This window comes from Providencia sp. PROV150, assembly GCF_028481025.1.
GTDB lineage: Bacteria > Pseudomonadota > Gammaproteobacteria > Enterobacterales > Enterobacteriaceae > Providencia > Providencia hangzhouensis.
In genome coordinates, this window is the sequence record NZ_JAMPPJ010000024.1 from 39,595 (window position 1) to 58,466 (window position 18,872).

Sequence of the window (18,872 nt, forward strand, 5' to 3'; positions counted from 1 at the left end):
CTTCCTTATGAACCTTGAGCCGTATTAGTGACAGGTTCAGACAATGTATCTTGGGCAACAGGGGTGACAGCAGAGCCGTCGTTTAAGCGTAATTGCCCAGAAGTGACGACTTTATCGTTAGCACTTAAGCCGTGTTCTATTTCAATTTTGCCATCCCAACGTTGCCCCGTTTTTACGGACACCCGCTTGACGGTCATCGCATCCCCTTCACCTTGCGTAATAAATACGGTATCGCCATAGGCGGTATACGTAACAGCGGTTTCTGGGATTGTAATGACTTCATTACTGGCTTGGCGTACCACATTCACATTGGCGTACATCCCAGCTTTTAATGTGCCATCGCTATTTTCTAATGTGGCTTGCAGGGCGATAGTACGTGATTTACCAATGAGTGGGTCAATGGCCGTAATACGGGCTGGAAAAGTTTTATTGGGATAAGCATCAACTGTAATATCAACAATTTGGCCTTGATGCAGTTCCGGTGAGGCCTGTTCATCTAAGGAAAAGTTGAGCTTTAAGGTTTTGGTATCCACCAGGCTGGCAATGGCTTCCCCTGGGTTTAAATACTGTCCTTCATGGACTTGGCGAATACCTATCGTACCGTCGAATGGCGCTCGGATCGTCTTTTGCGCAATCAATGCTTGGGTTTGGCGGATCAGGCCTTGGGCAATATCACGTTCAGCACGTGTACTGTCCACTTGAGCCTCTGCCACTAAATGTTGCGCAGATAATGAACGTGTTCTTTCATATAAGCGAGCCGCATTGCGCAACTGTGCTTGGTAACGTGATAAATCAGCTTGTTCAACGGCATCATTGAGTTGCACTAACAATTGGCCTTTTTTGACTTGCTGGCCAGATTCAAATGCAATTTTTGTTATACGGCCATTGGTTTCTGCGGCGACTAAGACTTGGCTGCCAGCTTCTAACTCACCTACACCGTAAAAAGTACGAGGCGCGGTATCTAAGCTAACAGGAGCCAATGCCACTTTTACGGGTGGGTATTGGTAGGCTGCTTGTTCGTCTTCTTCATTTTGTGCATAGGTCGAATAAATCGCGCTACCCGCCCCAACAGCGATCAAAACGGAACAAAGTGTCATTATTGTTTTTTTATTCATTAAATTTTCCTTCTATTTCTGCGTCTTTAACGCGAAATAAAGACCTCGAAAATGCCCTGCAATGGCGATAGCGATTAAGCCCCCAATAACAGCGATATGTTCAATTACCCAAAACATGGCGATTTGAGCTTGTTCTCCCGTGTAGCTCCAAAAGGTGTGGACAACCACAATAGTGAGGAACAAAAACACGGCTAACGCGCCAGTTCCAAGCCATAAAAGACGGTTAAATAGCACAAGAACAGAGCCAATTAACATGACAGCAGCAGAAGCAATATTGAAAAACCAATCTGGGTGAAGACCTGCGGCACGCATTTCGGCCAGACTATTTTCATAATCAAAAACTTTGGCTAAACCAGATGAAATAAATAAGACCAAGACTAGTAAGCGAGCAATAACCCATAAGCTATTGCTTTCTAACATTTTGGTAATCACCGATGGCATAAACCTATCCCCTTTTAAAAAATAACCTCAATTGACAAACTAGCAGGGTGGCACTATAAAACCTTAAGTTAAGTTGAGGTCAAGCAAAGGTGAGCTAAAATGGCAGACAAAGACACAAAAACGATAAAACCTCAGAAGAACGAGGGGAAAAAAATTGATTTTACTCGAGCATTAACGGTGGGCGAAGTGGCAAAACGCTCGGGAGTGCCTGTTTCTACAGTCCATTTTTATGAATCAAAGGGGCTAATTCAAAGTACACGAACTCAAGGGAATCAGCGACGATTTCACTCTGTTGTACTTCGTTACATCGCCATTATTAAGGTTGCTCAAAGTACGGGGATCCCACTACATGAAATTCAAGAGGCATTGGGGCGTTTTCCTGCAAATAGCGCGCTAACTTCGGAGCAATGGAAGGAGATGTCGACGCAATGGCGTAAATCTTTAGATAAGCGTATTCGGCAATTGACACGTTTACGTAATGAGTTGGATAACTGTATTGGTTGTGGTTGCTTATCACTCAGTGACTGTCCGCTGCGCAATCCTGATGATGTACTTGGTAGGAAAGGCCCTGGTGCCCGTATTTTAGAACGTCCATAAGTTATTTTATTAATTTCTGCGATTAATCATACTTTTCATTATTTGGATAGCCACTGCTGAAAGTGGCTATTTAACGATTTATATCATCACCTTACTATTTAAATTACCGCACATAATGGATATTTTTTGCGCCCATCGGCTACCCCTTTCCAGCATATTTGCGTAACTATTCGTTATGTTAATTTTTTGTAAACTCATTGTAACTAAATGAGAGAAAAAGAGGGTGACAAAGATGAAAGGCTTGAATAATAAGATTGCCATTGTGACTGGGGGAGCGACCAAAATTGGTGCAACCGTTGCGAAGGTATTAAGTGATTACGGCGTTAAAGTCACGATTTTTGACATTGATACCTTGAATGGTGAAAAGGTAGCTCAAAGTGAGCCCAATATTGATTTTCTTCCTGTCGATATCACTGACGACCAACAACTTAAACAAGGCATTGACCGTGTTGCGCAAAAATATGGGCAACTCGATTTTTTAGTTAATCTGGCTGCCACTTATCTTGATGAAGGCCAGTTATCTACAAGGCAGGATTGGCTCACTGCGTTGAATATTAATGTGGTGAGTGCAGTGATGGCTGCGCAGCTTGCAAAAGTACATTTCGCAAAATCGGGTAAAGGTGCCATCGTCAATTTTACCAGTATTTCTTCTTCTGTCGCCCAAACGGGTCGTTGGCTCTACCCTGCATCTAAAGCCACCATGTTAGAGGTAACTCGCAGCCAAGCAATGGATTATGCGGCTGAAGGAATTCGTGTAAATTCCGTTTCCCCTGGGTGGACTTGGTCCCGAGTTATGGATGAAATCACAGGGGGAGACCGCCAAAAAACAGACCGTGTTGCTGCTGATTACCACTTATTAAAGCGCGTTGGTGACCCAGAAGAAGTAGCTCAAGTTGTCGCGTTCCTACTTTCTGATTTGGCCAGCTTTGTTACAGGTGCGGATTACGCTGTCGATGGCGGTTACTCCGCTATGGGGCCTGAACAGGCTAAACCGGCAATTCCCCGTCTTGCTGAATAAGACACCATTTTAACTATTTTGTAGAGGAAAATACTATGCGCCGTATTGCTATCGTCGGTGGTGGTCAAGCGGGTATGCCATTAGCTTTGGGTCTACTCAATAAAGGTTATGAAGTCACTGTTGCAACAAACCGCACTCCAGATGACGTTAAAAATGGCCGAGTGATGTCGAGCCAGTGCATGTTCGATATTTCACTGCAATTTGAACGCGATTTAGGTATTAATTTTTGGGAAGAACAGTGTCCGCCGGTTGAAGGAATTGGCTTTACGGTTCCTCATCCCGAAAAAGCGGGGGAAAAAGTAATTTCTTGGCGTTCACGTCTCGATAATTATGCCCAAGCTGTCGACCAACGTATCAAAATGCCTTACTGGATGGAGTTATTTGCAGCTCGTGGCGGTAATTTACGAATTGAAGATGTTGGTATTGCAGAACTGGAACGCTTAGCGCAAACACACGATTTAGTCGTATTAGCGGGTGGAAAAGGGGAAATTGTTAAACTGCTTGAGCGCGATGCCTCCCGCTCACCTTATGACAAACCACAACGGGCCTTGGCACTGACTTATGTGCATGGCATGTTACCAACGCCAGAGTATTCACAAGTTTCTTTCAACTTAATACCCGGTGTTGGTGAGTATTTTGTGTTCCCATCACTGACGAATAGTGGTGATTGCCACATTATGGTGTTTGAAGGGATCCCCGGTGGGCCTATGGATCAGTGGAATGAAGCTCGTACTCCACAGGAACACTTGGCATACAGTAAAAAAATACTCAATACCTATTTACCTTGGGAAGCAGAACGTTGTCATAATGTTGAGTTAACTGATGATAATGGCATCTTAGCCGGAAGATTTGCACCAACAGTGAGAAAACCGGTGTTAACTTTACCATCAGGTAACATTGTGTTTGGTTTAGGAGATGCGTTAGTCACCAATGACCCACTAACGGGTCAAGGTTCGAATAACGCTACCAAGGCTTGTAAAGTCTATTATGACGCTATTTTAGCCCATGGTGACAAACCTTACACTGCAAAGTGGATGAATGACACATTTGAGCAGTTCTGGAAGTATGGTCGTCATGTTGTGGAATGGACCAATTCCTTACTCGCCCCACCTGAGCCGCATATTTTACACCTATTGGGTGCAGCCCAGCAGCTGCCATCCCTCGCACACACCATCGCGAATGCCTTTAATTACCCGCCCGTATTATTCCCTTGGTGGAAAGATGAGGCTGCTTGTGAGGCGTATATTCAATCGCAAATGATGGAAGAAGCTCGAGCTTAATGGGAGATATCAGTATGTCTATGATTGCAGAGGATACACTCATGTGTGATAGGGAATGGGGCGATACCGAATTTGAATCAAAGATATTGCGTAATCTGTTGGGATGTTACCCAACAGGCGTGGCTATTGTTACCACCCGAACTGCAGATGGCCGTGATGTTGGGTTAACTATTAACTCATTTGCGTCGTTATCACTTGACCCACCATTAGTGCTATGGAGCTTAGTGAATCATTCACCAAACCTAGCGGTATTTCGTGATTGTACTCATTTTACTATCAATATATTAGGCCACGGACACCAAGAACTAGCGATGCGTTTTGCGAACCCACGTATCGAAAATAAATTTGCAGATGTGGCTACCCACCTAACACCAGAAGGCGTTCCTGCATTGCATGGTGCTATTGCTACATTGGTGTGCGAAAACCATAAGCAAGACACGATTGGTGACCACTTATTAATGGTGGGGCATGTTCGCCGTATCGGTAGTGAAGCGGGTAAACCGTTAGTGTTCCATGGCGGTAGTTTTACTGCATTACATGAAGCGCCTTAAGGAGGGAGTGACTATGAACCAGCAAATTTTAATGACATTCGCGACACAATTGCAGCAAGGGAACATCCAAGTTATCGACCTGACACAAACCTTATCGCCTTCATTTCCGGCACTGCAATTACCTGAACAATTTGGGCAAGTTTGGTCATTTAGCATGGAACAAATTTCTTGCTACGACGATAACGGCCCTGCATGGTATTGGAATAATTTTAGTTGCGGAGAACATACCGGCACGCATTTTGATGCACCAATTCACTGGATCAGTGGCAAAGACCAAATCAACAACACCGTTGATACTATTCCAGTGGAAAACTTTGTAGCGCCAGCCGTTGTGGTAGATGCCAGTGCGGAAGTGGCTCAAAACCCTGATTGGGTGTTAACTGTAGAGTTTTTGCAAAAATGGGAAGAAAAGCACGGCACAATTCCTAAAGCAGCTTGGGTACTTTTCAGAACGGATTGGTCGAAAAAGGCGAATGACCCGGTTGCCTATGTAAGTATGCGTGAAGACGGTGCACACACGCCCGGACCATCGCAAGAAGCGGTTGAATGGCTTATTCATCAGCGTGATGTCAAAGGGTTTGGTGTTGAAACCATCAATACAGATGCAGGGCAATCATACAGTTGGCCAGTACCTTACCCTTGCCATACTTTAATGCATGGTCACAATAAATATGGCCTGCAATGTTTGACGAACCTCGACAAACTGCCTGCGACAGGTGTCGTGATTGTTGCTGCGCCACTTAAAATTGAAGGTGGCTCTGGCAGCCCATTACGTGTACTCGCACTTGTGGGGTGAGGTATGACAGCAAGCTCAACTCCTCAAGTGATAGTCGTGGGCAGTGGAATGAATTCCTTGATGTGTGCAGCCTTGTTGGCAGTACGTGGAAAATCAGTCCTCGTTCTTGAGCGAAATGACCGCTTAGGGGGCTGTATCCGCACTGAGAATTTGTTTGAGGGCTATACCCACGATTTACTTTCTTGCTGGTACTCCTTATTTGTTGGTAGCCCTGGGTACCAAGAGCTCGAACCCTATTTAAAGCAGTATGGATTAGAATTTGCTCAATGTGATTATTCAACGGGGTTAGTGCAACCGGATGGTCAATCGATTGCGTTAAAACGGGATATTTCTGAAGCGGCTAAGCAACTCGACCAGTTGGCTCCGGGGGATGGCCTTGCATTTCGTAAGATGGCGGAACAGCTATTTACGCAAGATGCAGCGCTTACATTTGGCCTATTAGGGCAAAACCCATATAGCGCCAATATGCTGAAATTATTATTTTCAGAATGGCGAAAACGTGGAGTTGATGGCTTGCTTGATTTTGCAAAAGCAGGAATAGAAAGCTTTCGCCGTTGGTCAGAACGTGAATTACAGCACGACTTTAGCCGAGCTTTGATGGCGCCATGGGTATTACATACCGGACTTGGGCCGGATGAAGCCAGTTCTGCATTAATTGGGAAATTAACCTTTGCGGCGGTGGTGGCTGGCGGTATGCCAGTGGTGAAAGGCGGCAGTGCTCGTATCGTGGAGGCTTTTGCGAAGGTTATTGAAGCGCATGGTGGCCAGCTAAAAACGGGTATGAATGTTGAAAAAATCATCACTACAGGTGAGGGGAGAAACCAACGAGCAACAGGAGTGATGGCGAATGGGCAAATCATTGCTGCGTCTGAAAGCGTAGTTTGTAACGTTACCCCAACGCAGCTGTATGGGTCATTACTCGAAAATACTTCACTGCAAGTGAGGGAAAAAGCGAGAGGTTACCGTTATGGGCGTGCGGGTATGCAAATTCATTTTGCTTTAAGCGCCCCTCCCCCTTGGTGTAATCCTGAACTGTTAAATGTACCACTGGTTCATTTCACTGAAAGCATGGAGCAAGTGTGTTTATCGGTGACACAGGCAAATAATGGTTATTTACCAGATAAACCGACATTTGGTATTGGCCAACCTACCGCGCTCGATCCCAGTCGAGCCCCAGAAGGAGGGTGGATCTTATGGATCCAAATGCAAGAGTTGCCTCGAGTGTTAAAGGGGGATTCTGCTGGTGAAATTTCAGTACCGGATGACGGGGGTTGGGATGAGCAAGTGCGAGAGGCTGTTGCAGATCGAATTCAACAGCGTTTAGAGCTGGTAATGCCAGGTTTTTCTAATTTGATAGTGGGACGCAAGGCAATTTCTCCCGCCGACCTAGAAAATTATAACTGTAACCTTGTTGGTGGTGACCCTTATTCAGGAACTTGTTCACCTGATCAGTTCTTCTGGTTGCGGCCTTTTGCTGCGACTGGCCAGACGAAAACGCATCAAACCGCAGTCAAAAACCTTTTTCATATTGGCGCCTCAACCCACCCCGGTCCGGGTTTAGGTGGTGGTTCAGGTTACCTTGTTGCACAAAAATTAGCAGTCAAACGCAGGACATAATAAATCAGCAAAGGATTTGTGACTTAACAGGTAAAGCACACACAGTAAGCAACCCACTATGGCAGGAAACATGATGAAAAAAACAACAATCGGTAAGCTTGTAGCAGGTTCGTGTCTCAGCATATTTTCGTTTGGTGCGATTGCCACCGAAGGTGGTGGTTTAGGGGTATACCCCGATGGGCTAGAAAACTTTATGTCAGGTGCATTGCCACCGCAAGGGGTACATGTACTGGTGTATGGTGGAAATGCGCATTATGACAGTATTCGCGATAACAAAGGCGATAAGATCCCTGTTCCGGGGTTTAGCGTCAATGTGAATGTACTCGCTCCTCGACTTATTTGGGTAACTGACCAAAAAGTCTTTGGTGGTGATCTGGCTTTTCATACGATTGTGCCATTATTGGATGTGACTGCAAAAGCGGCTGGGCAAAAAGATACTAGCCGCGGCCTCGGTGATATTACATTTGGCCCCGCATTAGGGTTTCATCCATCAGCCGATTTGCATTATGTGGTTGGGCTAGATGCGTATGCTCCAACAGGTAAATACAGCAAAACAGACCCATCAAGTTTAGGTAAGAATTATTGGGCGCTGCAACCAGTTTGGGCAATCAGTTATATTCCACCTGTTGGTGTAAATGCGGATTTGAAGATGATGTATGACTTTAACTTCCGCAATAACGATACGAAAACACGTTCAGGGCAAGCATTTCACGCTGATTATGCACTAGGTTGGGGGTTCGGCAATGGTTGGGTGGCAGGTATTGGGGGCTATGCATTTTGGCAAACGACAGATGATAGCGGACCAAATTCAGCACAAGGAAAAGCTCGAGCCTATTCTATTGGGCCTTCAATTCGCTATGCTAACCCGCAAGGGTGGCTATTTACTGCTAAATGGGAAAAGGATTTTGAAGTTAGAAACCGTCCAGAAGGTTCCCAAATTTATTTGAAGGCATCGATACCTTTTTAAACACGTTTGTATATCAAAACCCCATATTGGCATTACATAACAATATGGGGGGTATTTCTAAGAAAGTGATGATTGGGAATTTAGGCTTTTTTCATACTCTGACTTGGAGTTTCACCATAGCGTTGTTTGTAATCTGCACTAAAGCGACCCATATGGGCAAATCCCCAACGTAAAGCTACCCCAGTGACGCTAGTTGCTTCCCCTGAAAGGAGCTCTGCTCGAACTCGCTCCATCCGTAAATCACGTAAATACTGCATTGGGCTGATATCTAAGAACTCTTTAAAACCAGCATATAAACTGCGTAAGCTGACGCCTGCAATATGAGCTAGCTGCTCAACAGTGATAGGTTCATGGGCGTGAGCTTCTAAATATTCTTGCACTCTGCGTACGTGACGAGGACGAATTGTTGACCTTCGCATGCCTGAGTCTTCGATATAATTATGGCCTTGGGTAGAAAGTAAAGTGACAGAAACCAATTGTTCAACTTGAGTCGTGATCAATTTATGTTGTAAGAGATCGGGCGCGCGAGTTGCGCATTCAATCAGGTAATTCATCAAAGTGCGCCATGCAATGCAAGATTGCCAAGCAAAACCCAACTCAAAAACTAACGGTTTATCTAAAGTATGCCCTAGTTGGCCTACTAAGGATCTTTCGAGTAAAGAACGGGAAATGCGTAACATAAATTGATCGTTATCGCTATTCCAACGCATTATTGTTGATTCTTCAGGGCTAAGAAGTGAGGCCATCTGAGGAGTTGATTCAATACATTTTCCACCACTTTCGATGACTGCTGTACCTGATAGAGGCATTTGAACCAAAAAAAAGTCCTGTAGTTGCCCTGGAATAATGGAGACATCGGCACCATAGCGTAAGCGGCTTAGAGAAATATCCCCCATAGGAATATAGTGCATACGAGCATCAAGGCGTTGATGTGGATTAAGTAAGTTAAATTGATGTGGCTTCATGACTCGACCAACCATCGATTTAATCTCTTCAGGGTCAGCTGAGGTAAATAATAAACGCTCTGAAGAACAGAGCTGATTTTCAATCTGAGATGCAGATGAATGGGACCACGAGTTGCTCAACATCGGAGGTTCCTCCAAAATGATTTGCCAGCCCTGCTTTATAGAATAACCAAAATAGGGCCCGACTAATATTGCTTGTTATGTGTTTTTCTCAGTAAATTCAATTTATTATAATATTTTGCAATGACTTATTATATTAGGGAGGAATGCTTTCCATTTAAGTCAAATGAAGCCTTCCTTTTTGTTAACATTTTATTGACTATTTTTTAACTAGTCATGAGTTGAACATAACATAAACAAATTTTCTTACCTAGATAAAAACATGCAGAAACTATCCTAAAACTGCAAAAAAATAGAAACTATGCGGTTGTTGTGATAGCGATAACAATATAAAAAATAAAGTTATTTTTATTTCAATAACAGTAAAATATATATGATTTTTCATATTAAATTTTATGTTTACCTATCTTTTTCTTATTTAATTAATGTAATGCTCTAATTAATTATTTTATGGCGATGTTTTTTTCTGATTTGTTTGCTTTTGTGAGGCCTATTTTCTATTTAAACATGCTATTCAGTATTTTTTATTTATTTTATTGTTCTTTTTTTTCTACGCTATTTGGCGGAAAAACTAATTTTCTAGTTGTTTTAACTCACTATTTGTCCCTTATCTGCAAGCCTTATCCACTCTCTGCATAAATCTAATTTACATGATTAATCATGGATTGACCTGTTATTAACAAAAGATATACAAATAATAAACACAAAAAAGATAAAAACGTTCTGATGTTGATTGGTGAGGTTAAAATGGCTGAGCGATCGTTTGTACAAGAAGTTCAAAAATTACGGCAAGGGCAAGGTGAAACCTTCAGTGGTGAAGGGATCCTTGCTGTTACAAAAGCGCTATTAGAGTCGGGTGTATCTTATGTTGCGGGATATCAAGGTGCTCCTATCTCCCATTTGATGGATGTCCTTGCTGACGCACAAGATATTTTATCTGAATATGGTATTCGCTTTGAAAATAGCGCAAGTGAAGCAACTGCAGCGGCAACCTTAGCAGCCTCAGTTAATTATCCACTACGTGGAGCTGTGACTTTTAAAGCAACAGTGGGGACGAATGTCGCATCTGATGCCTTAGCTAACTTAGCTTCGGGTGGTGTGTTAGGTGGTGCTTTAATTATTGTTGGTGAAGACTATGGTGAGGGCTCTTCTATTATGCAAGAGCGTAGCCATGCTTTTGCGATGAAATCGCAGATGTGGTTGCTTGACCCTCGGCCCAATTTACCGTCTATCGTTCAAGCCGTGAAAGATGGTTTTGAGCTCTCTGAAGCCAGTAATACACCCGTTATGTTACAAATGCGTATTCGTTCTTGTCACGTTCACGGGCAATTTGTTTGCGCAGATAATCAGCGCCCTAAATTTACCGTCAAAGATGCGCTTGAGAACCCAACTCGAGACGTCAGTCGCATAGTATTACCCCCTGCTAGTTTCTTACATGAAAAAGAAAAAATTGAAGCTCGCTGGCCCGCTGCAATTAAATTTATTCAACAACATGAGTTAAATGAATTTTTTTCAGAAGACTCGGATGATGTTGGAATTGCGCTACAAGGCGGTTGTTACAACACGCTGATCCGCGCATTAAATCAGCTAGGGCTAGCGGATGTTTTTGGTAATAGCCAGATTCCTTTATATGTGATGAATGTGGCTTATCCATTGATTGACGATGAATTTGAACGCTTTTGTCGTCATAAAAAAGCCATTCTAGTTTTGGAAGAAGGCCAGCCAAATTTTGTTGAGCAAAATGTGGCGAATATTTTGCGTCAACGCAAGATTGATATTGCCCTGCATGGTAAGGATATGCTGCCAATGGCGGGGGAATATAATACTGCAACAGTGCTTGCGGGTTTACGTTCGTTTTTTGAATGCTATGGAAAGATAGCTCCACAAGTCAAAGTGGCTGCAAAACAGATTCGTATTCCAACGATTAATATTGCCACTCAAAAATCTGAAGAATCTTTACCTGAATACGTGAATGCAGCAGAGCCAACATTAGATGAATCTGTCCATGCGCGCCCACCAGGGTTTTGCACAGGTTGCCCCGAAAGGCCTATTTTTACTGCGATGAAGTTGGTGGAGCGTGAATTAGGCGAACATCATGTGAGTGCGGATATCGGCTGTCATTTATTTTCTATTCTACCGCCTTTTAATTTGGGGAATACCACCATGGGCTATGGGCTAGGAGGCGCAGGGGCTGCGGCTTTGAATGCAAAGGCTGGGAAACGTGCGATTTCAGTGATGGGAGATGGGGGGTTCTGGCATAACGGTTTAACCAGTGGTATTGCCAATAGTGTTTTTAACCGTAGTGATAACTTAACTATTGTGGTTGATAACAGCTATACCTCTGCGACAGGAGGGCAAGATATTCTCTCTTCGACAGCGTTGAATCCAACCCGTAGTACTGGTCATGAAATTGAAAAAGCGGTGAAAGGGGTGGGTGTTAATTGGGTGAAAACCATTAAACACACCTATGACTTAAAAACCATGACAAATACGTTACGTGAAGCTTTAACAACCGATGAGCAAGGGCCCAAGGTTCTGATTGCGCAAAGCGAATGTATGTTGAACAAACAACGCCGCGAAAAGAAAAAAGTGCGTAGTGATGTTGCCGCAGGCAAACGAGTGGTACGTGAGCGTTTTGGTGTCGACCCTGATACCTGTACCGGGGATCACTCTTGTATTCGTTTATCTGGTTGCCCGTCTTTATCAATTAAACCAAGCCAAGACCCATTAAGAACAGACCCGGTTGCAACAGTGATGGATAGCTGTGTCGGTTGTGGGCTATGTGGTGAAGTCTCTCACGCTGCTGTCTTGTGCCCTTCTTTTTTTAAAGCTCAAATTATTACTAACCCTAATGGTTGGGACAAATTGCGCCATCGTGTACGCGGTTGGTTTATTGGCTATTTACAGCGTCGTGACGCACGTCGTCGTGAACAATTTAGTTTCTAAGGGGGATGCATGAATTCTTTATCAACTGCATTACCATCAACAAAAGTCGCATTACAGCCGATTAAAATTGCCATTTTAGCCATGGGCGGCGAAGGCGGTGGAGTCCTTGCCGACTGGGTTGTCAACCTAGGTGAAGAAAACGGTTATTTTGCTCAAACGACTTCAGTGCCTGGCGTGGCACAGCGCACGGGGGCAACAATTTATTATGTGGAATTATTCCCAGGTGCTGATAACCCACAAACGCCTTCTCCTGTATTAGCGCTTATGCCGATGCCCGGTGATGTTGATGTTGTTTTGGCCTCTGAATTAATGGAAGCAGGCAGAGCAGTACAGCGCGGCTTTGTTACCCCAGAGCGCACAACATTGATCAGTTCAACACACCGTGTTTACTCTATCGCGGAAAAATCAGCCATGGGTGATGGGCGAGTCGATAGCCAAGCATTAATTCGCCACACTGCGGCATCTGCGCGTCAGTTTATTCACTTTGATATGGCACAAGCAGCACAAGAAAGTGGCAGTGTGATTAGTGCTGTTTTATTTGGTGCGCTGTTTGGTTCCGGTGTTTTGCCATTTAGCCGCGCACAATTTGAAGAAACGATTGTACGTGGAGGTGTTGGCGTAAAGCCAAGCTTGCGAGCGTTTACATTAGGAGCAGAAAAAGCGGCTAAACCCGAAGATGCATATCAGCCGGAGTCCACAAAGAACACCGTATATTCACCAAAAAATAAGCAGGTATCGCAACTATTAGCTCGTATCCAACATGAATTCTCTCCTCATGTGCAGTATCTCGTGACTGAAGGGACTCGCCGACTTATAGACTACCAAGACCCTGCCTATGCCACTTTATATTTGGATCGCCTCAATAACCTCTTTGCGCAAGATGGCGGGCAAGATGAGCGTTTGCAACGTGCGCTTGCGCGCCACTTAGCCCTTTGGATGTCCTATGAAGACACCATCCGAGTGGCTGATCTTAAAATTCGTGATAGCCGCTTTTCTCGCGTTCGCAATGAAGTACAGGCAAAAGATAATCAATTATTGGAGATCAATGAATTTATGCATCCAAGAATTGAAGAAATTTGCGAAACGCTTCCCAAAAATTTAGGTCGTTGGTTAATGCGTCCACATTGGTTACACAAAGCGCTTCGCAAAATGACCGAAAAGGGGCGCACGATAACTACCAGTTCTTTATTAGGTTTTTTACAGTTGTATCTATTAGCCGCATGGCGAAAAGGCCGACGTTCGACGTTACGTTATCAACTAGAAACGCAGCGCATTGAAAAGTGGTTAGCTGCTGTAATTAAAGCAGCGAAAGCTAACCCTGCACTTGCAACCGAAATTACCGAATGTCAACGCGTGGTTAAGGGGTATAGCGACACTCATGCGAGAGGGTTGCGTAATTTTAAAATCTTAATGGACATCGTTGCGCAGCAAGGTAACAAACTCACCCCCATTAATTTACGTGAACTACGTGAAGCCGCATTGGCCGATGAACATGGGAAAGAATTGGAAAAATGCCGTCAACGTTTAGCGATGAATTAAGGATAACATCATGAGTTTACTGATATTTACTAAGCCACATAAAATTCATTTTTCGGAGTGTGACCCCGCAGGGATTGTGTTTTACCCCCAGTATTTCGTGATGTTTAACAATTTACTTGAACGTTGGGTTGATGAATTAGTCCCTCAAGGCTTTGCGGGTTACATCATGGAACAACGCTTTGGCTTGCCGACAGTACACCTAGAAGCGGAGTTCAAGGCCATTAGCAAAATGGGGGATAACGTGATGTTAGAGCTACATGTACAGCGTATTGGTCGCAAGTCTCTGACGTTACATCAACGCTGTGTCAGTGTTGATGGAGTACTGCGCATGCAAGTGACGCAAACCTATGTGACAACATCATTAGAAACGCATCAAGCAATTCCTATCCCAGACGCCTTGTATCAGGTATTAACCGCTCAGCAACCAGTGTAAGCAAAGGAGAAATTCCATGAATATCGTGTGTATTGGCGGTGGTCCCGCAGGGCTTTATTTCGGGTTGCTGATGAAATTACAAAACCCACAAAACCGTGTAGTGGTGGTGGAACGTAATCGCCCTTATGACACTTTTGGTTGGGGGGTAGTATTTTCTGATGCCACGCTCAGTAATTTACGCCAAGCGGACCCTGTTTCTGCTGAAACTATTTCTGCGGAATTTAGCCACTGGGATGATATTGATGTGCACTTTAAAGGTGTATGTAACCGCAGTGGTGGCCACGGGTTTATCGGCATTGGGCGTAAAAAGTTACTCAATATATTACAAGACCGCTGTGTGGAGTTGGGTGTGGAGTTAGTGTTCGAAACCCAAGTAACGGATGACCAAGCGATTGCTCGCGAGTACCAAGCTGATTTGCTTATCGCTTCTGATGGCATTAATAGTACGGTGCGTACGCGTTATGAAAACGTATTTAAACCCGATATTGACCCACGTCGTTGCCGTTTTGTTTGGCTAGGTACAAAGAAGATTTTTGACGCCTTTACCTTCTTATTCGCTAAAAATGAGCACGGATGGTTTCAAGTTCATGCCTATCAATTTCAAGAAGGGTTATCGACCTTTATTGTGGAGACGACGGAAGAAACCTGGCTTAAAGCCGGTATTGACCAAATGTCTCAAGAGGATGGCATCGCTTATTGTGAAAAACTATTTGCGCCGTGGCTTGATGGTGAAAAACTGATTGCTAACGCAGCGCATTTACGTGGTGCCGCAATTTGGATCCGCTTCCCTCGGGTCATTTGTGGAAATTGGGTGCATTGGACGCAGCCCACACAAGGTAAAGACGTTCCCGTAGTATTGATGGGAGATGCCGCTCATACCGCCCATTTCTCTATTGGCTCTGGAACTAAATTAGCACTAGAAGATGCTATCGAGCTGTGTGAAAGCTTGAAAACTTCAGGGGGTGATTTACGTAAAGGGCTTGAGCATTACCAGAAGGTTCGCAGTGTCGAAGTTCTGAAAATTCAGAATGCGGCACGCAATTCGACAGAATGGTTTGAAAATGTCTGTCGTTATGAAAATTTAGCGCCAGAGCAATTTGCCTACTCTCTCTTAACGCGTTCACAGCGTATATCTCATGAAAATTTGCGCGTGCGTGATGCTGTATGGTTGGAAAACTATGAGCAGTGGTTTGCGGAACAAACAGGTGTGACTTCAAAGGCAAAAGTGCCCCCTATGCTGACACCTTATCATGTACGAGGTATCACTCTTAATAACCGCGTGGTCGCGTCACCAACATTGTTGTATTGCGCTAATCAGGGTATACCCGATGATTTTCATTTGGTACATCTGGGAAGCCGCGCATTAGGTGGTGTGGGTCTAGTGATGACTGAAATGACGGCTATAGCCCCCGATGCCCGTGTGACAAAAGGCTGTGTCGGTATTTGGAATGACGAGCAAGTTACTGCTTGGCAACGTGTGACTGATTTTATTCATCAAAAAACGGATGCCAAAATTGGCATTCAATTAGGCCATGCAGGGCGTCGTGGTTCAACTCAGCGAGGGTGGGAGAAAGAAAATCACCCAATGGATGCAGATAACTGGCCGTTAGTTTCTGCTTCAGCGTTGCCTTATTTACCGAATATCTCACAAACTCCGGTAGAGCTATCCGAGGCACAAATGACTACGGTGATTGACCAATTTGTTGCTGCAGCAAAACGAGCAGAAACGGCTGGTTTTGACTGGCTTGAACTGCAAGCCGGGCACGGTTATTTGCTGTCGAGCTTTATTTCTCCATTAACTAATCAGCGTACAGATAACTACGGTGGAGCGTTAGAAAATCGCTTACGTTTTCCGTTAGCCATCATTAGTGCTGTGCGTCAGGTGTGGTCAAAACCTTTGAGTGTACGTATTTCATCGACGGATTGGGTGGATGGCGGGACTACGGTTGATGACGCGGTGGAAATTGGCCGTGCAATGAAGCAAGCGGGCGCAGATATGATTGACTGCTCTTCAGGTGAAGTGTCACCGCAACAGCAACCGGTCTATGGTCGGATGTACCAAACACCAATGGCAGACCGTATTCGTAATGAAGCTGGAATACCGGTTATTGCCGTAGGTGCTATTACTGATGCTGACCAAGTCAACAGCATTATTGCCGCTGGGCGGGCGGATTTATGTGCTTTATCTCGGCCATTACTTTCTGACCCTGCATGGGTCTTACATGAATGTGCGCGTTATGGGTGGGAAACTCGTTGGCCGGCACCGTATGAATATGGGCGTCAGCAACTCGTTCAATCCTTGAAGTCGCGTTAAAGGCTTTGGCAAACAAAGAGGAAAATAGCATGAGTACACACTCCCATGACCAATACCGAGAAAATGTGGCAGGGCGTGCCGATGTGGCAGATACCCCTGAGCTAGTGGCGTATTACCAAGAACTAGATGCGTTGAAGACAGGTGCATTATGGACGGTCGCAAACAAGATTGAACCGTGGCAACCCAAATCAAGCTCAGTTCCTGTGTTGTGGCGCTACCGTGATTTACGCGAACATGTGTTGCGCTCAGTTGAACTGGTGACACCAGAAAAAGCGGGGCGTCGCGTAATCTATCTGAATAATCCCGGCCGCCAAGAAGTGGCTGCTGCAGTAGGTTGGCTGTACTCAGGTTTACAAGTCATGCACCCAGGAGAAGCCGCTTCGGCTCATGCCCACTCATCCTCAGCATTGCGTTTTATTATGGAAGGGCGTGGGGCATATACCATTGTCGAAGGGCAAAAAATGATGCTAGAAGCCAACGACTTTGTACTGACGCCGAATGGGACATGGCATGAACACGGCGTTGCAGAAGATGGTTTACCTTGTATCTGGCAAGATGGATTGGATATCCCGTTAGTCAATGCCATGGAAGCTGGGTTTTACAAAGTGCATCCTGACTTACATCAAGCACAAACACGACCTATCGATTACCCCGTTGGTATGTGGGGAGGAACCGCATTACGTCCTCACGATATCGGCTGGGATAAACCTTATTCACCATTATTTAAATACCAATGGGGGCCAACCTACGAGGCGTTGTGCCGTGCAGCGAAGGCAGCGGATGGCTCAGTATTTGATGATGTTTTGATGCACTACACTAACCCGCTCACAGGAGGACCTGTGATGCCAACCATTGGAGCGAGTATGCAATTACTGCGTCCGGGCTTTGTTGGTAAAGCTCATCGCCATACGGGAAGTTTTATTTATCAAGTAGCGAAAGGGCAAGGGTACTCCGTGATCAATGGGCAACGCTTTGATTGGCAAGAGCGTGATATTTTCTGTGTGCCATCGTGGATGTTCCATGAACATGTGAATACCTCACAAACCGAAGATGCTTGTCTGTTTTGCTTTAATGATTTACCCGTAATGCACTCTTTGGGGCTCTATTATGAAGAGGCTCTAGTAGAAAATGACGGTCACCAGAAAGTCGTTACCTAGGTGAGTATTATATTTCTTATTGATTAATATAAATAATTTTATTATTCCAATTTACGTGAAGAAGTGAGTGAGGCAATCACCTCATTCAAGGAGAAAGAAAATGCGCTTAATAACTTATCGTTCTGATGTGACCGCGGCAGCCCGTTTAGGAGCAGTTGTTAATCAACAAGTAGTGGATTTAGCCCTTCTGGCACAAGAGCAAGGGCTGTACTTGCCTGATAATATGTTGGACTTTATCGATTTAGGCCCACAAGGTGTGCGTGTTGGTACAGAACTTCTGAATACATATCAAGGGCAATTCCCAGCAGGGACTGCGTGGCCTGTACAAAATGTGAAAATTTTGGCGCCGATACCTCGCCCACGTAAAAATATTTTTGGTATTGGCTTAAACTATGTTGAACACGTGGCGGAATCCAGCCGTACATTAGACACCTCAAAAGATCTTCCAAAACAACCCGTTATCTTTTCTAAGCCCCCAACCACAGTGATTGGGCCGGGAGATGCCATTGAACATAACGCCAAAATTACCCAACAATTAGACTGGGAAGTGGAGTTGGCGGTGATTATTGGCACTCGTGCGAAAAGTGTCGTGGCAAAAGATGCTCTTAATTATGTGTTTGGCTACAGCTTGATGATTGATATGAGTGCGCGTGATTGCCGCCGTGCTGGGCAATGGATTTATTCTAAAGGGCAAGATACCTATGCACCATTTGGGCCATGCATTGTCACTGCTGATGAGATTCCAGATCCTCATACCTTAGATTTAAGCTTGAAGGTGAATGGTGTAACCAAACAATCCTCAAATACACGCCACATGTTATTTAATGTGAATACATTGATTGAAGATATTAGCCAAGGGATCACATTAGAACCAGGTGACATTATTGCAACAGGCACTCCTGAAGGGGTAGGGGCGGGAAGAACACCTCAAGAATGGGTCTGGCCGGGGGATGTGATTGAAGCATATGTTGAGAATATTGGTGAATTGCGCCATCCAGTTGTCGCCGTTTAAGGGG

At 44.6% G+C, this 18,872-nt stretch carries 16 protein-coding genes; 13 read left to right on the forward strand and 3 right to left on the reverse strand.

Translation table 11 applies throughout. The features are described 5' to 3' along the window. Positions 1-5: 5 nt before the first annotated feature. Entirely contained in the window at positions 6-1,115 is a 1,110-nt protein-coding gene (locus tag PSE83_RS15295; protein ID WP_096864570.1) for an efflux RND transporter periplasmic adaptor subunit, read from the reverse strand. A gap of 12 nt (positions 1,116-1,127) precedes the next feature. Beyond that, on the reverse strand, positions 1,128-1,556 hold the full coding sequence (locus PSE83_RS15300) for a DoxX family protein (RefSeq protein ID WP_198633952.1): 429 nt from the start codon (positions 1,554-1,556) through the stop codon (positions 1,128-1,130). A 99-nt stretch (positions 1,557-1,655) separates the two neighbouring features. Here PSE83_RS15300 and soxR point away from each other — a divergent pair, with 99 nt between their 5' ends. From soxR to PSE83_RS15335, 7 genes are all read left to right on the forward strand, one after another. Then, positions 1,656-2,153: a redox-sensitive transcriptional activator SoxR gene (soxR, locus tag PSE83_RS15305; protein WP_004261125.1), complete on the forward strand. Its 498-nt coding sequence runs from the start codon at positions 1,656-1,658 to the stop codon at positions 2,151-2,153. A gap of 232 nt (positions 2,154-2,385) precedes the next feature. After that, positions 2,386-3,171, forward strand: a complete 786-nt coding sequence (locus PSE83_RS15310) for an SDR family oxidoreductase (protein WP_004261123.1) — start codon at positions 2,386-2,388, stop codon at positions 3,169-3,171. Between the two features lie 35 nt (positions 3,172-3,206). Next, entirely contained in the window at positions 3,207-4,451 is a 1,245-nt protein-coding gene (locus tag PSE83_RS15315; protein ID WP_094961446.1) for a styrene monooxygenase/indole monooxygenase family protein, read from the forward strand. Positions 4,452-4,465: 14 nt separating this feature from the next. Then, positions 4,466-5,002, forward strand: coding sequence for a flavin reductase family protein (locus PSE83_RS15320; RefSeq protein WP_226617123.1), 537 nt, complete (start codon positions 4,466-4,468; stop codon positions 5,000-5,002). Positions 5,003-5,015: 13 nt separating this feature from the next. Next, positions 5,016-5,798, forward strand: coding sequence for a cyclase family protein (locus PSE83_RS15325; RefSeq protein WP_153673215.1), 783 nt, complete (start codon positions 5,016-5,018; stop codon positions 5,796-5,798). A gap of 3 nt (positions 5,799-5,801) precedes the next feature. Then, positions 5,802-7,415: a phytoene desaturase family protein gene (locus PSE83_RS15330; RefSeq protein ID WP_096864573.1), complete on the forward strand. Its 1,614-nt coding sequence runs from the start codon at positions 5,802-5,804 to the stop codon at positions 7,413-7,415. Between the two features lie 73 nt (positions 7,416-7,488). Continuing rightward, positions 7,489-8,382 (forward strand): SphA family protein, encoded by an 894-nt coding sequence (locus PSE83_RS15335; protein ID WP_226617121.1) that lies wholly within the window; start codon positions 7,489-7,491, stop codon positions 8,380-8,382. Positions 8,383-8,462: 80 nt separating this feature from the next. Here the strand turns inward: PSE83_RS15335 and PSE83_RS15340 are convergent, their stop codons facing one another. Next, positions 8,463-9,470, reverse strand: a complete 1,008-nt coding sequence (locus tag PSE83_RS15340; protein WP_036958341.1) for an AraC family transcriptional regulator — start codon at positions 9,468-9,470, stop codon at positions 8,463-8,465. A gap of 744 nt (positions 9,471-10,214) precedes the next feature. Here PSE83_RS15340 and PSE83_RS15345 point away from each other — a divergent pair. From PSE83_RS15345 to PSE83_RS15370, 6 genes are all read left to right on the forward strand, one after another. Further along, positions 10,215-12,413, forward strand: coding sequence for a thiamine pyrophosphate-dependent enzyme (locus PSE83_RS15345; RefSeq protein ID WP_164564462.1), 2,199 nt, complete (start codon positions 10,215-10,217; stop codon positions 12,411-12,413). Between the two features lie 9 nt (positions 12,414-12,422). Continuing rightward, a complete protein-coding gene (locus PSE83_RS15350) occupies positions 12,423-13,952 on the forward strand; it encodes an indolepyruvate oxidoreductase subunit beta family protein (protein WP_172766781.1) in 1,530 nt (509 codons plus the stop codon). A 10-nt stretch (positions 13,953-13,962) separates the two neighbouring features. Further along, on the forward strand, positions 13,963-14,385 hold the full coding sequence (locus PSE83_RS15355; RefSeq protein WP_004261103.1) for an acyl-CoA thioesterase: 423 nt from the start codon (positions 13,963-13,965) through the stop codon (positions 14,383-14,385). A 16-nt stretch (positions 14,386-14,401) separates the two neighbouring features. After that, complete coding sequence (locus tag PSE83_RS15360) at positions 14,402-16,699, forward strand: bifunctional salicylyl-CoA 5-hydroxylase/oxidoreductase (protein ID WP_272660968.1); 2,298 nt, start codon at positions 14,402-14,404, stop codon at positions 16,697-16,699. 29 nt (positions 16,700-16,728) lie between these two features. Continuing rightward, positions 16,729-17,856: a cupin domain-containing protein gene (locus tag PSE83_RS15365; protein ID WP_004261095.1), complete on the forward strand. Its 1,128-nt coding sequence runs from the start codon at positions 16,729-16,731 to the stop codon at positions 17,854-17,856. Between the two features lie 100 nt (positions 17,857-17,956). Next, complete coding sequence (locus PSE83_RS15370; RefSeq protein ID WP_004261092.1) at positions 17,957-18,868, forward strand: fumarylacetoacetate hydrolase family protein; 912 nt, start codon at positions 17,957-17,959, stop codon at positions 18,866-18,868. The last annotated feature ends 4 nt before the right edge of the window (positions 18,869-18,872 follow it).